The sequence below is a fragment of the Xenophilus sp. genome, from assembly GCF_044462705.1.
GTDB classification, from domain to species: Bacteria; Pseudomonadota; Gammaproteobacteria; order Burkholderiales; family Burkholderiaceae_C; genus Xenophilus; species Xenophilus azovorans.
Genome location: NZ_JBIQNC010000064.1, coordinates 1 through 16555, shown reverse-complemented (window position 1 = coordinate 16555; position 16555 = coordinate 1). Strand labels below are relative to the sequence as shown.

15 protein-coding genes are annotated in these 16555 nt (G+C 71.2%); 2 read left to right on the top strand and 13 right to left on the bottom strand.

From position 1 onward, the window contains the following. The first annotated feature begins 48 nt into the window (after window positions 1–48). A complete protein-coding gene (locus ACIY1X_RS11865) occupies window positions 49–498 on the top strand; it encodes a Fur family transcriptional regulator (protein WP_399680757.1) in 450 nt (149 codons plus the stop codon). Window positions 499–500: 2 nt separating this feature from the next. Here the strand turns inward: ACIY1X_RS11865 and ACIY1X_RS11860 are convergent, their stop codons facing one another. From ACIY1X_RS11860 to ACIY1X_RS11800, 13 genes are all read right to left on the bottom strand, one after another. Further along, window positions 501–1100, bottom strand: a complete 600-nt coding sequence (locus ACIY1X_RS11860) for a HutD family protein (RefSeq protein ID WP_399680755.1) — start codon at window positions 1098–1100, stop codon at window positions 501–503. 123 nt (window positions 1101–1223) lie between these two features. Beyond that, window positions 1224–2351: a histidinol-phosphate transaminase gene (locus tag ACIY1X_RS11855; protein WP_399680754.1), complete on the bottom strand. Its 1128-nt coding sequence runs from the start codon at window positions 2349–2351 to the stop codon at window positions 1224–1226. Beyond that, complete coding sequence (locus ACIY1X_RS11850; RefSeq protein ID WP_399680768.1) at window positions 2348–3736, bottom strand: FAD-binding oxidoreductase; 1389 nt, start codon at window positions 3734–3736, stop codon at window positions 2348–2350. The genes ACIY1X_RS11855 and ACIY1X_RS11850 overlap by 4 nt, the downstream gene beginning before the upstream one ends. Further along, window positions 3733–4551 carry an N-formylglutamate deformylase gene (hutG, locus tag ACIY1X_RS11845; protein WP_399680752.1) on the bottom strand — a complete coding sequence of 273 codons (819 nt, stop codon included), beginning with the start codon at window positions 4549–4551 and terminating at the stop codon, window positions 3733–3735. Before hutG ends, ACIY1X_RS11850 begins: the two co-directional genes overlap by 4 nt. 4 nt (window positions 4552–4555) lie before the next feature. Then, window positions 4556–5971 (bottom strand): formimidoylglutamate deiminase, encoded by a 1416-nt coding sequence (locus ACIY1X_RS11840; RefSeq protein WP_399680750.1) that lies wholly within the window; start codon window positions 5969–5971, stop codon window positions 4556–4558. Then, a complete protein-coding gene (locus tag ACIY1X_RS11835; RefSeq protein ID WP_399680748.1) occupies window positions 5961–7217 on the bottom strand; it encodes an MFS transporter in 1257 nt (418 codons plus the stop codon). The genes ACIY1X_RS11840 and ACIY1X_RS11835 overlap by 11 nt, the downstream gene beginning before the upstream one ends. Before the next feature lie 4 nt (window positions 7218–7221). After that, a complete protein-coding gene (gene hutI / locus ACIY1X_RS11830) occupies window positions 7222–8469 on the bottom strand; it encodes an imidazolonepropionase (protein WP_399680747.1) in 1248 nt (415 codons plus the stop codon). An 18-nt stretch (window positions 8470–8487) separates the two neighbouring features. Then, on the bottom strand, window positions 8488–10209 hold the full coding sequence (gene hutU, locus ACIY1X_RS11825; protein ID WP_399680746.1) for a urocanate hydratase: 1722 nt from the start codon (window positions 10207–10209) through the stop codon (window positions 8488–8490). A gap of 38 nt (window positions 10210–10247) precedes the next feature. After that, on the bottom strand, window positions 10248–11798 hold the full coding sequence (hutH, locus tag ACIY1X_RS11820) for a histidine ammonia-lyase (RefSeq protein WP_399680744.1): 1551 nt from the start codon (window positions 11796–11798) through the stop codon (window positions 10248–10250). 58 nt (window positions 11799–11856) lie between these two features. After that, window positions 11857–12663, bottom strand: a complete 807-nt coding sequence (gene hutC, locus ACIY1X_RS11815; RefSeq protein ID WP_399680742.1) for a histidine utilization repressor — start codon at window positions 12661–12663, stop codon at window positions 11857–11859. A 25-nt stretch (window positions 12664–12688) separates the two neighbouring features. After that, window positions 12689–13468 carry an ABC transporter ATP-binding protein gene (locus ACIY1X_RS11810; protein ID WP_399680740.1) on the bottom strand — a complete coding sequence of 260 codons (780 nt, stop codon included), beginning with the start codon at window positions 13466–13468 and terminating at the stop codon, window positions 12689–12691. After that, window positions 13468–14331: an ABC transporter permease gene (locus ACIY1X_RS11805; RefSeq protein WP_399680739.1), complete on the bottom strand. Its 864-nt coding sequence runs from the start codon at window positions 14329–14331 to the stop codon at window positions 13468–13470. The genes ACIY1X_RS11810 and ACIY1X_RS11805 overlap by 1 nt, the downstream gene beginning before the upstream one ends. Window positions 14332–14345: 14 nt before the next feature. Beyond that, window positions 14346–15311: an ABC transporter substrate-binding protein gene (locus tag ACIY1X_RS11800; RefSeq protein ID WP_399680738.1), complete on the bottom strand. Its 966-nt coding sequence runs from the start codon at window positions 15309–15311 to the stop codon at window positions 14346–14348. Between the two features lie 358 nt (window positions 15312–15669). Between ACIY1X_RS11800 and ACIY1X_RS11795 the strand changes: the two genes are divergently transcribed. Continuing rightward, window positions 15670–16555, top strand: an 886-nt coding sequence (locus ACIY1X_RS11795) for a RecQ family ATP-dependent DNA helicase (protein WP_399680736.1), incomplete at its 3' end; no start/stop codon positions are given.

Here is a 16555-nt window from a genome sequence, read left to right as displayed (position 1 = left end):
GGCGCTGGGCGGGGGATGGCGCCTGCAGGACGAAGAGGAGGCCGCTTCGTGACGCCGCAGCCCGCATCGCCGCTGCTGGACCGCCTGCGCCGCGCCGGCCTGCGCCCGACGGCCGCGCGCCTGGGCATCCTGCAGGTGTTCGCCGCCGCCCCGCAGGAGGCGCTGTGCGCGGAGGAGGTCTTCCGCCGCGCGCTGCGGCAAGGCGCTCCCGGCAGCCTGGGCACCGTCTACCGGACCGTCTACCAGCTGGAGGCGCGCGGCCTGCTGCTGGGCGAGACCGCGGCGGACGGCATGGCGCGCTACCGGCTCACGCCGGAGGGGCCCGCCGCCTGCCCCCCGCTGCGCCTGCGCTGCCCGTCCAGCGGGCGCCTGCTCGAACTGGCGGACGCGCCGCTGAAGGAGCGCCTGGTCGCCGTCGCGCGGCGCGAAGGGGTGGACCTGCGGGGCATGGCGCTGGTGATCGCGCCGGCGGACGAGGCGCCGGGCCTCGCACGCTGACCCTAGACGTCGAAGTCGTCAGGCGCTTCCTCCGACGCCACCGGCCACCACTGCACGACCAGCAGCCGCGCGCCCCGGCTGGCCGGCACCAGCCGCCAGGCATGCGGCTCGCGCGCCCACCACAGGCCGCGGCCCTGCAGCTGGTAGCCGGCGTCGATGCGGTACTGGCCGTCCAGCGTCAGCAGCAGGCCGTGCTCCGCCGGCGGCAGGTCCAGCGGTTCGTCCGTCAGCACGCGCAGCTCGGCCCGGCCGTGCGCGCGCCGGCTCATCAGGTTGAAGTCCGTGGTGGTGCCGTCGATCAGGCTGCATTCCACCGGCGTGTCGCCGCTGAAATCGAAGGGCTGGTGCGGCGTGTCCAGCCAGTGCGAGAAGCCTTCGCCCGCCAGCAGCACGCCGGCGCCTTCCAGCAGCAGGATGGTGCGGTCCACGCCTTCGAAGGCCGAGAAGGGCCCGGGCGCGTCGATGGTGGCCACGCTGGCGCGCCACCAGAAGTCCTCCAGCCCCGAGCCCGGCGGCCAGCACACGATCTCGCGCGTGGTGCCGCCGCCGTTCTTCCACGGGGTGGCCGGCAGGTCCTGGAGGGTGAAGCGTTCGAGGGTCATCGCGGTCGCCGCGCAGGGCGGAGCAGGCTCACAACCTAACAGAAAAGTCCCGGCGCATCACAGTTCCCCCGCGCCTCGCCCGACCATCGCCGGCTTGTGGCGGATACGGCCGCGCCGCCTCGCCTATCCGGCGAGGATCTCGCGCAGCGCGGCCACGAGGCGCGCGTTGTCCTCCGCGGTGCCGATCGACGCGCGGATGAAGTGCTCGAAGCCCGGCTCCTTCCACGGCTTGACGATGATGCCGCGCGCGAGCAGCGCCTCGTTGACCGGCCCGTTGGGCCGCGCCAGGTCGATGAAAAGGAAATTCGCCGCCGACGGCGCGATGCGCAGGCCGGGCACGGCCAGGGCATGCAGCGCCTGCGCCATCGATTCGCGCTGCCGGACCGTCTCGGCCACCGCCCGCTCCATGAAGGGGACGTCGTCCCACGCGGCCAGCGCGGCAGCCTGCGCGGCCTCGTTGACGTTGAACGGCGTGCGCACGCGGTCGAGCCACTGCACCAGCGAGGCATCCGACGCGATGCCGTAGCCGACGCGCAGCGCCGCGAGCCCCCACGCCTTCGAGAAGGTGCGCAGCACGATCCACGGCCGCGGCTGCCCGCGCAGCATCTGCAGCGCGTCGGGGAAGCCGCCCGCCAAGCGCGCGTACTCGTAGTAGGCCTCGTCGATCACCAGCAGCGTGCCGGCCGGCGTGGCTTCGAGCAGGCGCGCGAAGGCCTTCGCATCGAACATGCAGCCGACGGGGTTCGAGGGATTGGCGAGCATCGCGATCTTCGGGCCGCGGGCCAGCGCCTCGCACCAGGCATCGGGATCGAACGCCAGCGACGGCGTGAGCGCGAGCAGTTCGACCTGCGCACCCATCATGCGCGGATAGATCTCGTGCAGGCCGAAGGCGGGGCGCTGCGTCAGCACCCGGTCGCCCGGCGAGAGGAAGGCCTGGCAGAGCATCTGGAGGATCGATTCGGAGCCGTTGCCGATCACGATCTGCTCCGCGTGCGCGCCCGTGCGCCCGGCGATGGCCGCGCGCAGCGCGGTGCAGTTCGCATCCGGGTACGTGCCCACGCGCAGCGCCAGGTCCGCCAGCGCCTTCGCCACGGCAGGGCTGGCGCCGTAGGGGTTCTCGTTGCTCGCGAGGCGCGAGATGTGCTCGACGCCGTAGCGCTGCCGCACCGCTTCGGACGAGAGCCCCGCGTTGTACGGCGCAAGCGCGGGCACCTCGGGTCGCACGAGGTCGCGGATGACGGATGCGTTCATAGGTCGAAAACCTTGCCGGGATTGAGAAGACGAAGGGGATCGAGCGCCTGCCTGATGGCGCGCATGACAGCCAGTTCGGCGGGCGAGCGGCTCGCGCCGAGGTACGGCTTCTTGTGCAGGCCGATGCCGTGCTCGGCCGAGATGCTGCCGCCGAACGCGGCCACCTGCGCATAGACGATGCGCTCGAGTTCGTCCGCCTCGCCGCCGATCGATTGCCCGTCGGTGGTGATGTGCAGGTTGCTGTCGCCCACGTGGCCGAAGAACAGCGAATGGTGCGCCGGCCAGCGCGCATCGAAGGCGGCGCGGCAGACCTGCGCAAAGCGGCCGATCTCGCGCATCGGCAGGCTCACGTCGAGGTTGATCGGCGGGTGCATGTGCACCGGCAGCTCCGCCGTCGCTTCGCGGATTTTCCAGAACGCCTGCGCCTGGGACTGCGATTGCGCGATGGCCGCATCGGCGGCGACGCCGTCCGCCATCGCGTTGCCCAGGGCATCTTCGAGCGCGTCGCGCAGCGCAGCCTCGTCGCGGCCGACGACTTCGACCAGCGCGGCGAAGGGGTGCGCCGCCTCGAAAGGCTCGCGCAGCTTCTGCCACCGCAGCGAGGTCTCGACGAAGTCGCGCCACATCAGCTCGAAGGCGGCGACGGCGCCGGGAAAGCGCGCCTGGAGCCGCCCGAGCAGCGCCGGCGCCGCATCGAAATCGGGAAGCGCCACCCATGCGGCCGCCCGTGCCCGGGGTGCCGGATGCAGGCGCAGCACCGCGCGCGTGATCACGCCGAGCGTGCCTTCGGCGCCGATGAACAGTTGCTTGAGGTCGTAGCCCGTGTTGTTCTTGATCATGGGCCGAAGCATCGGCAGCACGCTGCCGTCGGCCAGCACGACTTCGAGGCCCAGCGTCTGCTCGCGCATCATCCCGAACTGCAGCACGCCGTTGCCGCCGGCATTGGTCGCGAGGTTGCCGCCGATCTGGCAGGACCCGCGCGCGCCGAGGTCGACGCCGAACTGCAGGCCGTGCGCGGTGGCGGCCTGCTGCACCGCCTCCAGCGTGGCGCCCGCCTGCACCGTGATGGTGGCCGCGGCCGCGTCCAGCGATTCGACGGCGTTCATGCGGTCGAGCGACAGCGCGATCGCATCGGCGCCGGGCACGGCCGCGCCCGCGAGGCCGGTGAGGCCCCCCTGCGGCACCACCGGCACGCGATGCGCGGTGCACAGGCGAAGAACGGCCGAGACCTCTTCCGTCGAGCGCGGCCGCACCAGCGCGAGCGGCTGCACGGGCGCGGCGCCGCTCCAGTCGGTCCGGTGGCGCGCCGGGATCGCGTCGCCGGTCTGCACGCGGTCGGGACCGATCGCGCGGGCGATGGCGTCGATGACCTCCACGCGTCTCAGCCCTTGCGCGATTCGACGAACCGCAGCACCGCCTCGAGCATGCGCCGCAGGTGCGGCTGGACGCGCGCCGCGAGCGCCGGCAGGTAGTCGAAGGGCAGCGCTTCCTGCATGTAGCTGCACTGCGTCATCTCGAGCTGCACCGCGTGCACGCCCTGCGCGGGCTGGCCGTGGTGGCGCGTGATGTAGCCGCCGGTGAAGCGGCCGTTGAGCACGCTGGTGAATCCGTCCGCCTCCTTCGCGATGCCGAGCAGCGCCTGCGCGAGCGCGGGGTCGCAGCTCGCGCCCTGCGCGGTGCCGAGGTTCAGGTCGGGCAGCCTGCCTTCGAAGAAGCGCGGCAGCACCGAGCGGATCGAATGCGCGTCCCACAGCGCCGCCACGCCATGCTGCGCCTTCAGGCGCGCCAGCTCGTCGGCGAGCTGCCGGTGATAGGGCCGCCAGACCGCTTCGCGGCGCGCGGCGATCTCGGCGTCGTCGGGGCCGGCGCCGTCGGCATAGAGGGGCGTGTCGTCGAAGGTGTCGACCGGGCACAGGCCGGTGACGCTCTGCCCCGGGTACAGGCTCGCGCCGTCCGGCGGCCGGTTGAGGTCGATCACGTAGCGCGAGTGGGTCGCGACCAGCACCGAGGCACCCAGTTCGTCCGCGAAGTCGTAGAGGCGTTCGAGATGCCAGTCGGTGTCGGGTACCTGCCGGGCCTCGTCGGTCAGCCGCGCTGCGAGCTGCGGCGGCACATGGGTGCCGACGTGCGGCATCGAGATCAGCAGGGGCCGTGTGCCGCGACGGAAGCGGAAGGGCGGTTCGGTGGTGGTGAAGGGCATGGGATCAATCCTCGGCGAGAAGCCGGCTGCGCGCGGCGACGAAGGCGGCGGACGCCTCGTGGTGCAAGGGGTGGCGGGCGGCCGCCACGCGCGGCTGCCCCGCGGCGACCACCGCATCGAGCGCGGAGGTGCGATGGCTGGCGAACACATGCGACGACAGCATTGCCGGCGCGGCAAGCCCCTGCAGTGCGACGTGCAACGCATCGAGGACGACGAAGTCGGCCTGCCGGCCCGCCGCCAGCCCGCCGACGGCGCGGCCCGCGGCCTGCGCGCCGCCCTGCACCGCCGCGAGCGTCAGCGCGGTCGCGACCTCGCGGTGGGCGGCGTCGGCGCCCACGTTGCGCCGGCGCGTGGCGAGACGCTGGCCGTACTCCAGCATCATCAGTTCCTCGGCCGCATTCACGCAGGCATGGCTGTCGGAGCCCAATCCCCAGCGGCCGTCCGCGGCGCGCCATGCATCGAAGTCGAAGATGCCGTCGCCGAGATTGGCCTCGGTGGTCGGGCACAGGCCCGCCACCGCGCCGCTGGCCGCCGCGCGCCGGTACTCGTCGGCATCCATGTGCGTGGCATGGACCAGGCACCAGCGTGCATCGACCGGCGCGTGGTCGAGCAGCCATGCGACGGGCCGCTGGCCGCTCCATGCGAGGCAGGCATCGACCTCGGCCGTCTGCTCGGCGATGTGGATGTGGACCGGCGCGGACGGATCGATCGCGTCGAGCCCCGCCAATGCTTCGCGCAGCGCATCCGGCGGCACCGCGCGCAGCGAATGCGGCGCGAGGCCCAGGCGCGCGCCCTGCGCCTCGCAGGCGGGGCGCAGGCGCTCCAGCAGGCGCAGCATCGATTCGGTCGACCGGATGAAGCGGCGCTGGCCTTCGCCCGGCGCGGCGCCGCCGAAGCCGCTGGTCTGGTAGAGCACCGGCAGCAGCGTCAGCCCGATGCCCGCGCGCCCGGCCGCGCGCAGCAGCGCCAGCGACAGCTCGGCGTCGTCGGCGTACGGCCGGCCGTCGGCGTCGTGGTGCAGGTAGTGGAACTCGCAGACCGAGGTGTAGCCGGCTTCGAGCATCTCGACATAGAGCCAGGTTGCGATCGCTTCGAGCTGCCCGGGCGAGATCTTCGAGGCGAAGCGGTACATCAGCGTGCGCCAGCTCCAGAAGCTGTCCTGCGCCGCGCCGCGGAATTCGGTGAGCCCGCCGAAGGCGCGCTGGAAGGCGTGCGAATGCAGGTTCGGCATGCCGGGCAGCACCGGCCCCGCGGCATGCGGCGTGCCGCTTGCAGGTTGGCTGCCAGGCGTCACGGCCGTGAGCCGGCCGGCCGCATCCCATTCGATCAGGACGTCGCGCGCCCAGCCGGCGGGCAGCAGGGCATCCGAGGCGAACAGGCTGCCGGCCGATGGCGACGGAAGAACGTGATCAGACAACATAGTTCTCCTGCTGGTCGTCCACGCGCTGCGATGCCCGACTGCCCGCCATCGCGAGGCAGACCGCCGACAGCACGGCGAGAAGGGCGCTGCCCGCGATGGGTGCGGCGTAACTGCGGAAGAGGTCGAACATCAGCCCGGCCGCGCTCGCGCCGATCAGCGCCGCGATGCCCACGCTGACGTAGAGCGCGCCCAGGATCGCGCCGAGGCGCGCGGTGCCGAACCAGCCGGCCGCCACGGCGGGGTAGAGCGCGATGCATCCGCCATTGGCCGCACCGAAGAGCAGCGCGAAGACCGCCAGCATCCGGAAGCCGTCGGCCTGGAGCCAGAGGCAGTCGAGGAGTGCCAGCGCGACGGTCAAGGCCATCAGCAGCCGCTGCGGTCCCAAGCGGTCGCCCAATCCGCCGAGCACGAGACGGCCGCCGACGTTGCCTATGCCGATCAGCCCGATGAGCAGCGAGCCCTGCGTCGCCGAGGCGCCCAGCGCCCGCGCGTACGGATGGATATGTACCAGCGCGGCGAACAGGCCCACGGACGCGAACAGGATCGATGCGAAGTACCACCAGAAGTGCGGGCTCGCCAGGGCCTGCTGCCATGTGAGGCCGGCAGCCGATGCGTCGGGCGCCAGCGCAACGCCTTCCGGCCGGTCGCCGTCGGGCCGCAGCCCGACGTCCTCCGGCGCGCGCACCAGCCGGGCCGCCGCCGCGATGCCGAGCGCCGCGATGCCGACCGCGAACCACTGCATCGTGGTGCGCCACGAGAGCCACGGAATCAGCAGGGTGGCCATCATCGGTCCGACGAAGGTGCCGACGCCCGTGCCCGCCAGGGCCAGCCCCGAGGCGCGGCTGCGGTGTCGGACGAACCAGCGCTGCACCACCGCGACGGCCGGCACGTAGACCAGCCCCACGCCGGTGCCGACCAGCACGCAGAAGACCAGCATCAGCATCGTCAGGTTCGGGGCCAGGCTGCCGAGCGTGAACCCGAGCGCCAGCAGCACGATGCCGCAGCCCGCCACGGCCCGCACGGAGAAGCGGTCCGCCAGTGCGCCGGACACGAGGCCGAACGCGTAGTACAGGAAGGCAGTCGCCGAAAACACCGCGGACGCGCCGAAGCGCCCGGTGCCGAAGGCCGCCTGCACGTGCTCGAAGAAGGCACCGAACGAATACATGGCTCCGAAGACGAGCGCGAACAGCACGTGTGCCGCGGCCACCATGGTCCAGCCCCGGAAGACGCGGGCGTGCTCGGTCATAGCGTCAGCGCGGCAGCGGCCCGGACGCGATGCGCCCCTGCCGGACGATGGTGCGCCGCGGCTGCTGGCCGAACCAGTAGGCCAGCTCGGCCGCGTCGCGCACGGGCCAGAGCACGAAGTCGGCGGGCCGGCCGACGCCGAGCGCGCCATGCGTGTCCTGCAGGCCCAGCGCGCGCGCCGCGTGGCGCGTGATGCCGGCCAGCGCTTCCGGCACGGTCAGCCGGAACAGCGTGCAGGCCATGTTGGCCATCAGCAGCAGGCTCAGCGCGGGCGAGGTGCCGGGGTTGTGGTCGGTAGAGACCGCCATCGGCACGCCGGCGGCGCGCAGCGCCTCGATGGGCGGCAGGTGCGTGTCGCGCAGCGTGTAGTAGGCGCCGGGCAGCAGCACGGCGACCGTGCCGGCCTCGCGCATCGCGGCGATGCCCTCGGTCGAGAGATGCTCGATGTGGTCGCACGACAGCGCGCCGTAGCGTGCCGCGAGCGCGGCGCCGCCCATGTCGGAGAGCTGTTCCGCGTGCAGCTTGACCGGCAGGCCCAGCGCCCGCGCGGTCTTGAACACGCGCTCCGTCTCCTCCAGCGAGAAGGCGATGCGCTCGCAGAACACGTCCACCGCATCGACGAGGCCTTCGGCAGCGAGCGCCGGCATCATCTCGCGGCACACGCGGTCGATGTAGTCGCCGCTGCGGCCCGCGTATTCGGACGGCAGCGCGTGCGCGCCGAGGAAGGTGGTGCGCACCGTGACGCCGTAGTCCCTGCCGAGCCGGCGCGCGACGCGCAACTGCTTGCGCTCGTGTTCGAGCGCGAGGCCGTAGCCGGACTTGATCTCGATGGCGCAGACGCCGTCGGCCAGAAGCTGTTCGAGGCGCGCGGCAGACTGCGCGTAGAGCGTGTCCTCGTCGGCGTCGCGCGTGGCGCGCACCGACGAGACGATGCCGCCGCCGGCCTGCGCGACCTCCTCGTAGGTGGCGCCCGCGAGGCGCATCGCGAACTCGTTGGCGCGCTGGCCGCCGTAGACCAGGTGCGTGTGGCAGTCGACCAGGCCCGGCGTGGCGAGCGCGCCGCCGCCGTCGAAGCGCGGCAGGCCGGCGAAGGCGGCGGGCAGGCGGGCGCTTTCGCCGATCCAGCGGATCGCGCCTTCGGCGACGACGAGGGCGGCCTCGCCTTCGATGTCATCGCCATCCGCAAGCGCGCCCGGGGCCAGCCGCAGGCGGTCCCAGACGCCGTCGGCCGAAGGAAGCGGGGCCATGCGCATGGTGTGTGCCCGGATCGCCTACTTGACCATCGGCAGGTTCAGGCCCTGCTTCTTCGCCGTCGCGACCGCGATGTCGTAGCCGGCATCGGCATGGCGCATCACGCCGGTCGCCGGGTCGTTGAACAGCACGCGCTCGATGCGCCTGGCCGCCGCGTCGGTGCCGTCGCAGACGATCACCACGCCGGCGTGCTGCGAATAGCCCATGCCGACGCCGCCGCCGTGGTGCAGGCTGACCCAGGTGGCGCCGCCCGCGGTGTTGAGCAGTGCGTTGAGCAGCGGCCAGTCGCTCACTGCATCGGTGCCGTCCTTCATCGCCTCGGTCTCGCGGTTGGGGCTCGCCACCGAGCCGGTGTCGAGGTGGTCGCGGCCGATGACGATCGGGCCCTTGAGTTCGCCGCTCTTCACCATCTCGTTGAACGCCAGGCCCGCCTTGTGGCGCTCGCCCAGGCCCAGCCAGCAGATGCGCGCCGGCAGGCCCTGGAAGGCGATGCGCTCGCGCGCCATGTCCAGCCAGCGGTGCGTGTGCCTGTTCTCGGGGAACAGCTCCTTGATCTTGGCGTCGGTCTTGTAGATGTCTTCCGGATCGCCCGAGAGCGCGACCCAGCGGAACGGCCCCTTGCCTTCGCAGAACAGCGGCCGGATGTAGGCCGGCACGAAGCCCGGGAAGTCGAAGGCGTTCTTCACGCCCTCGTCGAACGCGACCTGGCGGATGTTGTTGCCGTAGTCCACCGTCGGGATGCCCATGGCCTGGAAGTCGAGCATGGCCTGCACGTGCACCGCGCACGACCTGGCGGCGGCCTGCGTCAGGCGCGCGTGTTCGCCCGCGTCCTGCTGGGCGGCCTTCCATTGCGCCACGGTCCAGCCCATCGGCAGGTAGCCGTTGATGAGGTCGTGCGCCGAGGTCTGGTCCGTCACGAGGTCGGGCCTGATGCCGCCGGCCTTGGCGCGCCTGACCAGCTCGGGCAGGACCTCGGCCGCGTTGCCGAGCAGCGCGATGGAGACGGCCTCCTTCTTCGCGGTGTGGTGCTGGATGAGCTCGATCGCGTCGTCGATGTCCCTGGCCTGCTTGTCGACGTAGCGCGTGCGCAGGCGGAAGTCGATGCTCGACTGCTGGCACTCGATGTTGAGCGACACCGCGCCGGCGAGCGTCGCGGCCAGCGGCTGCGCGCCGCCCATGCCGCCGAGGCCGGCGGTGAGGATCCACCTGCCCGAGAGATCGCCGCCGTAGTGCTGGCGGCCGGCCTCGACGAAGGTCTCGAAGGTGCCCTGCACGATGCCCTGGCTGCCGATGTAGATCCAGCTTCCTGCCGTCATCTGGCCGTACATGAAGAGGCCCTTGCGGTCGAGCTCGTTGAAGTGCTCCCAGTTGGCCCACTTCGGCACCAGGTTGGAGTTGGCGATCAGCACGCGCGGCGCATCGGCGTGCGTCCTGAACACGCCCACCGGCTTGCCCGACTGGATCAGCAGCGTCTCGTCGTCGTTCAGTTCCCTGAGCGTGGCGAGGATCTGGTCGAAGCAGGCCCAGTCGCGTGCGGCGCGGCCGATGCCGCCGTAGACCACCAGGCTCTGCGGGTTCTCCGCCACCTCGGGGTCGAGGTTGTTCTGCAGCATGCGCAGCGGCGCCTCGGTGAGCCAGCTCTTGCAGCTGAGCGTGCTGCCGCGCGGCGCGCGGATCACGCGGTCCGGGTCGTAGCGGGGATCGGCCTTGGCGGCGGCGAGCAGCTTGTCGGAAGCGTTCATGGCGGTGTCCTTTCGTGTGACGGAGCGGGTGCGTGGGATCAGGCGCGGCTGGGGAGCATCGAGCGCACGGCTTCGGGCCATTCGCTGCGGCGCGCCCAGGTGCGCATGGCCTCGATGGAGGGCGCGAGGAAGCGGTCCTGGTCGATGAAGGCGACGCGCTCGCGGATGGCGGCGAACTCGGTCTCGAGCAGCGCAGACGACTTCGGGCCGCGCTTGAGTTCGATGCCCTGCGCGGCGGCCATCGCCTCGATGCCGACCACCACGGCGGTGTTCTGCACCATGTCTGCGAGGCGGCGGCCCGCGAAGGTCGCCATCGAGACGTGGTCTTCCTGGTTGGCCGAAGTGGGCAGGCTGTCGACGCTGGCCGGATGCGCGAGCGACTTGTTCTCCGACGCGAGCGCCGCGGCCGTGACCTGCGCGATCATGAAGCCGGAGTTGACGCCGCCGTCGCGCACGAGGAAGGGCGGCAGGCCCGACAGGCCGCTGTCGAGCAGCAGCGCCATGCGGCGCTCGGAGATGGCGCCGATCTCGCTCACCGCCAGCGCGATGATGTCGGCCGCGAAGGCCACCGGCTCGGCGTGGAAGTTGCCGCCCGAGATCACGTCGCCGTTGTCGAACACCAGCGGGTTGTCCGACGCGGCATTGGCCTCGGTGCGCAGCACGCGCGCCGCATGCGCGAGGTTGTCGAGGCAGGCGCCCATCACCTGCGGCACGCAGCGGATGGAGTACGGGTCCTGCACGCGGCCGCAGTCGGCGTGCGAGTCCACGATCCGGCTGCCTTCGAGCAGCGCGCGCATGGCGGCGGCGACGGCGATCTGGCCGGGCTGGCCGCGCGCGGCATGGATGCGGGCGTCGAAGGGCTTGATCGAGCCCTGGATCGCCTCCAGCGAGAGGGCGCCGGCCATCAGAGCGGCGGCGAACACGTCCTCGGCGCCGAAGAGGCCCGCGAGCGCGAGCGCGGTCGACACCTGCGTGCCGTTGAGCAGCGCGAGCCCTTCCTTGGGGCCGAGCACGAAGGGCGCGAAGCCGATGCGCCCGAGCGCTTCGGCGCCGCCGATCACTTCGCCCTGCGGCGTGGTGACTTCGCCTTCGCCGATCAGCACGCAGGCCAGGTGCGCCAGCGGCGCGAGGTCGCCCGAGGCGCCGACCGAGCCCTTCGACGGGATGCGCGGCAGCAAGCCCGCATTGCCGAGCGCCAGCAGCGCGTCGACGATCTCGGGCCGCACGCCCGAGTGGCCGCGCGCCAGGCTCACGGCCTTGGTCGCGAGCACCAGGCGCACCACGCCGGCGTCGAGCGGCTCGCCGGTGCCGGCGCTGTGCGACAGCACGAGGTTGCGCTGCAGCTCGGCGAGGCGCTCGGCCGGGATGATGGTCTGCGCCAGCTTGCCGAAGCCGGTGTTGATGCCGTAGACCACCGCGCCGGCCTCGACGATCCGGCGCACCGTGGCCTGCGCAGCGGCGAGCCCGGCGCGCGCCGCGGGATCGAGCGCGAGCTGGACACCGCCGGCATGCACGCGGCGCAGCGTCGCGAGGTCGACGTCGCCCGGCGTCAGCACGATGGGCGCGTGGGTGGAAGAAGCGTTGGCCATGAAGATCCTGTCTATACAAGTAGGGGCGTCAAGAGACGGCTGGCGGGCGTCGCGGGCGTCAGCCGATGCTGGGCTTGCCGTCGGCGCGGAACCGGCTGCCGAGCCGGTAGCGCGAGGCGGGGTGCAGGCAGCGCACCATCGTCACCGGCACGGTGCGCGTCCAGGTGCGGCGCGTGAGCAGCAGGCAGGGGTCGGCCGGCGGCATGTCGAGGCGTTCGGCCTGCTCGGCCGTCGGCAGCACGGCGTCGACCACATGCTCGATCTGGTCGAAGGGCACGTTGCGCACGAGGTATTCGCTGGGCGGGATGGTCGAGAAGTCCTGCTCCAGGAAGTCGGGCACCACGCGCGGGTTGACGTAGCGGTCTTCCAGTTGCACCGGCACGTCGTTCTCGAGGTGCAGGCACACGGTGTGGAAGGCCGATTCGCCCGGCCGCAGGTCGAGCCATGCCGCGACGTCGGGCGAGGCCGCGATGCGTTCGGCCACGAGGAACTCGCAGCGGTAGTCGTGGCCGCGCGCGCGGATCTCGCTCGCGATGTTGGCGATCTGCAGCAGCGTGGACTGCGGCTTGTCCTCGGCCACGAAGCTGCCGACGCCGGCCACGCGCACGATGCGGCCCTGCTCCACCAGATCGCGCAGCGCGCGGTTGACCGTCATGCGCGCCACGCCGAACTGCGCGACCAGCTCGCTTTCCGACGGCAGGCGATGGCCGGCGGCCCACGAGCCGTCCCGGATCTTGTGGGTGATGAAGGCCTTGATCTGCTCGTAGAGCGCCATCGCGGGCATGGCCGAGTTCGCGGCGGGGCCCGTCGTGCGGGCCTCCGTCGTGCGGGTCTCGGCGGTCTTGCGAAGGGGGGTGGCGCTCATGGTTCTTTGGGATGCGAAGAGGGGCTCAGTGCTCGGCGGCGGCCATGGATTCGGCGCGGATCTCCTCGGTGAGGCGGGCCTTGATGTCCATGAACTCGGGCGAGGTCTTGATCGTGTAGTGGCGCGGATGCGGGAAGTCCACGGGGATCTCGGACTTGATGCGGCCCGGACGCGCGCTGAACACCGCGACGCGGTTGGCCATGAAGATGGCCTCGTCGATGTCGTGCGTGACGAACAGGACCGTCTTGCGCGCCGACTCCCAGATGCCGAGCAGCAGTTCCTGCATCAGCACGCGGGTCTGGTTGTCCAGGGCGCCGAAGGGTTCGTCGAGCAGCAGCATCTTGGGGTCGTTGGCGAGGGCGCGCGCGATCGCGGTGCGCTGCTGCATGCCGCCCGAGAGCTGCTTGGGGAAGTGGCTCTCGAAGCCGCGCAGGCCCACCTTGGCGATGAAGAAGTCGCTGCGCTCCTTCTGCTCGGCCTCGCCCATGCCGCGCTCGCGCAGGCCGAAGCGGATGTTCTGCGCGACGGTGAGCCACGGGAAGAGCGTGTAGCTCTGGAACACCACGCCGCGGTCCGCGCCCGGCCCCTCGATGGGCTGGCCGTCGAGCAGCACGCGGCCCTCGGTCGGGTAGTCCAGGCCCGCGACGATGCGCAGCAGCGTGGATTTTCCGCAGCCCGAGGGGCCGAGGATGGTGACGAAGTCGTTCTCGCGCACCTCGAAGTCGATCGGCAGCAGCGCCTGCGTCTTCTGCCCGCGCGTGCCGGTGAAGGTGCGCGAGACGCCGCGGATGGAAAGCTGGTTCATCAGATCGTGCTCCATGCGAACAGGCGGCGGTTGACGGCCTTGAAGGCGAAGTCGGAGACGAGCCCGATCACGCCGATGACGATGATCCCGAAGATGATCTGCCCGGTGTTCAGCAGCGCCTGGCTGTCGGTGATCATGTGGCCGATGCCCGAGGACGAACCGATCAGCTCCGCGACGATCACGTAGGTCCAGGCCCAGCCGAGCACCAGCCGCAGCGTCTCGGCGATGCCCGGCGCGGCGCCCGGGATCAGCACGCGCAGGACGATGCCGCGGCTCCCGGCGCCCAGCGTGCAGGCCGCCTCGACCAGGTCGCGGCGCGCACTGCCGACGGTCACGGCGACCATCAGCGTGATCTGGAACACCGAGCCGATGAAGATCACGAGCAGCTTCTGCGTCTCGCCGATGCCGGCCCAGAGGATGAGCAGCGGGATGAAGGCCGAGGCCGGCAGGTAGCGGCAGAAGGAGACGAAGGGCTCGAAGAAGGCCTCGACGCTCTTCCAGGTGCCCATCGCGATGCCCAGCGGCACGGCGACGACCGCGGCGAGCAGGAAGCCGCCGAAGACGCGCCACACCGTCATCCCGATGTCGTGCAGGAAGTTGAACTCGGTGAAGAGGCTGATGCCTTCCTTGACCATCGTGACCGGGCTGGCGAGGAAGGTCGGCGACACGAAGCCGCCGAGCGTGAAGAAGCCCCACACGACCACGAAGACCACGAAGAAGCCCAGGCCGAGCATCCAGCGCGCCTGCGCACTGACGGGCTCCAGCGGAACGAAGGCGCGGCGCCGGCGGGGCGCCGCGGCAACAGCGGCGGGCCCGGCGGCGATCACCGGCTCGGATGAGTTCATGGCTGGCGTCGCGCTCATGATGGTGCCGCTCGTCACTTGATGAAGCTGGTGTCGAAGGTGGCGTTGAGGTCGGCAGGCGCCTTGCGGATCACGCCGGCCTCGAGCAGGATCGCCTGCGCGTCCTTCATGAAGGGCACGAGGTCGTTCGCGAAGAACTGCTGGTTGGCGGCCTTGTCGGACCAGCGCAGGTAGGCCGCCGACTTGGCGAACTGCTCGCCCGACTGCTTCACGGCCGCACCCATGATCTCGTGGGACCTGGCGGGGTCGGCCTTGATCATGTCCACCGCCTCGAAGTACGAGTCGGCCAGCGCCTTCGCTGCCTTCGGGTTGGCCTTGAGCCACTTCGGTGCGCAGCCGACGGTGTCCATCACCATCGGGTAGTCCAGCGTGGTCGCGAGGATCTTGCCGGCGGCCGGGTTGGCGCGCACGGTCGACAGATACGGCTCGTAGGTCATGGCGGCGTCGTTCTGGCCCGAGACGAAGGCCTGCGCGGCGGGCTGCGGCTCGAGCGAGACCAGCTTCACGTCCTTCATGCTCATGCCGTTCTTGCTGAGCATCCACGCCAGGCCGAAGTACGGCGCGGTGCCGGGTGCGCTCACGCCGATCGCCTTGCCCTTGAGGTCGGCGAAGCTCTTCACGTCGTTGCGCACGGCGAGGCCGTCGGCGCCGTAGGACTTGTCCATCTGGAAGATCTGCACGATCGGCACGCCGTTGGCATTCCAGGCCACGTGCGTCTCGACGGTGGTCGCCGCGCACTGGATGGCTTCCGACGCCAGCGCGAGGTGGCGGTCCTTCTGCGGAATCATGCGCAGTTCGACGTCCAGGCCGTTCTTCTTGAAGATGCCCGCCTTGTCCGCGAGCGTGAGCGGCGCAAAGCCGGTCCAGCCCGACATGCCGAGGGCGATCTTGGTTTCCTGCGCATTGGCATTCGCTGCCATGCCTGCGGCACAGGCGGCTGCAGCGATCAGCGAAGCGATTTTTCCCACCGACTTGACCATCAAGGTTCTCCTGTTGCGTTTCAAAGGGGTTCGGCCGGCTGGACGCCGAAGGACCGGATTCCAGCAACGCGCCGAGTTTTAGTCGCCGCCGTGAACCTGTATATACAGGTTAACCCGAGAAGACAGACTGAATCAAGAGACCGGCGTGCCCCGCCCTGGTGCGAGAAAGCGGTTCCGTGCACCGAAAGCTGTCTAGACAAGGGTGCCTGGCGACGATCGGCGATGAAAGCGAGATCCGTGCCTCCGCTTCGTTCACGCTGCCGGGGAGACCGCGCCGCGACCGCTTCGGAGACAATGGCGGCCCGCGTGCTGGGGAGGTGCGCGGGCCGTTCACGCCGCCACAAAAAGCACCGAAGCCTTGTCAGCCCAGCCGTCCGAAACCCTTGCCGCCACGCCGGAGCAGATCCTCCAGGACGTCTTCGGCTATGCGCAGTTCCGCGGCGCGCAGCGGGACATCGTGCATCACGTCACCGCCGGCGGCGACGCGCTGGTGCTGATGCCCACCGGCGGCGGCAAGTCGCTGTGCTACCAGATTCCCGCGATCGCGAGGCATCGGGCGGGCAGGGGCGTGACGGTGGTGGTCTCGCCGCTGATCGCGCTGATGCACGACCAGGTCGGCGCGCTGCACGAGGCGGGCGTCGATGCCGCCTTCCTCAACTCCACGCTCGACTGGCGCGAGACGCAGGAGATCGAGGACCGCCTGGCGCGCGCCGATATCACGCTGCTGTACGCCGCGCCCGAGCGGGTGACCACGCCGCGCTTTCTCGAACTGCTCGACGGCCTGGCCGCGCGCGGGCAGCTCGCGCTGTTCGCCATCGACGAGGCGCACTGCGTGAGCCAGTGGGGCCACGACTTCCGCCCCGAGTACCGCCAGCTCGCGCTGCTGCACGAGCGCTACCCGCAGGTGCCGCGCATCGCGCTGACGGCCACCGCCGATGCGCTGACGCGCGCCGACATCGTCGAGCGGCTGCAACTGCAGGAGGCCGGCCAGTTCGTCAGCAGCTTCGACCGGCCCAACATCCGCTACGGCATCGTCGAGAAGAAGGACGCGACCACGCAGCTGCTGCGCTTCATCGAGCGCGAGCACGCCGGCGAGGCCGGCGTCGTCTACTGCCAGTCGCGCAAGCGCGTGGAGGAAGTGGCGCAGGCGCTGGTGGAGGCCGGCATCGACGCGCTGCCCTACCACGCCGGCCTGGACGCCGCCGTGCGCCAGCGCCACCAGGACCGCTTCCTGCGCGAGGAGG

Bases quoted from the DNA above. Each gene is read 5' to 3' on its own strand.
- ACIY1X_RS11810 (WP_399680740.1), bottom strand. From the start codon at position 13,468: ATGAACCAGCTTTCCATCCGCGGCGTCTCGCGCACCTTCACCGGCACG.
- ACIY1X_RS11855 (WP_399680754.1), bottom strand. From the start codon at position 2,351: ATGAACGCATCCGTCATCCGCGACCTCGTGCGACCCGAGGTGCCCGCG.
- hutG (WP_399680752.1), bottom strand. From the start codon at position 4,551: ATGCCCTTCACCACCACCGAACCGCCCTTCCGCTTCCGTCGCGGCACA.
- ACIY1X_RS11805 (WP_399680739.1), bottom strand. From the start codon at position 14,331: ATGAGCGCGACGCCAGCCATGAACTCATCCGAGCCGGTGATCGCCGCC.
- hutH (WP_399680744.1), bottom strand. From the start codon at position 11,798: ATGGCCAACGCTTCTTCCACCCACGCGCCCATCGTGCTGACGCCGGGC.
- ACIY1X_RS11840 (WP_399680750.1), bottom strand. From the start codon at position 5,971: ATGTTGTCTGATCACGTTCTTCCGTCGCCATCGGCCGGCAGCCTGTTC.
- ACIY1X_RS11860 (WP_399680755.1), bottom strand. From the start codon at position 1,100: ATGACCCTCGAACGCTTCACCCTCCAGGACCTGCCGGCCACCCCGTGG.
- ACIY1X_RS11835 (WP_399680748.1), bottom strand. From the start codon at position 7,217: ATGACCGAGCACGCCCGCGTCTTCCGGGGCTGGACCATGGTGGCCGCG.
- ACIY1X_RS11800 (WP_399680738.1), bottom strand. From the start codon at position 15,311: ATGGTCAAGTCGGTGGGAAAAATCGCTTCGCTGATCGCTGCAGCCGCC.
- hutU (WP_399680746.1), bottom strand. From the start codon at position 10,209: ATGAACGCTTCCGACAAGCTGCTCGCCGCCGCCAAGGCCGATCCCCGC.
- hutC (WP_399680742.1), bottom strand. From the start codon at position 12,663: ATGAGCGCCACCCCCCTTCGCAAGACCGCCGAGACCCGCACGACGGAG.
- hutI (WP_399680747.1), bottom strand. From the start codon at position 8,469: ATGCGCATGGCCCCGCTTCCTTCGGCCGACGGCGTCTGGGACCGCCTG.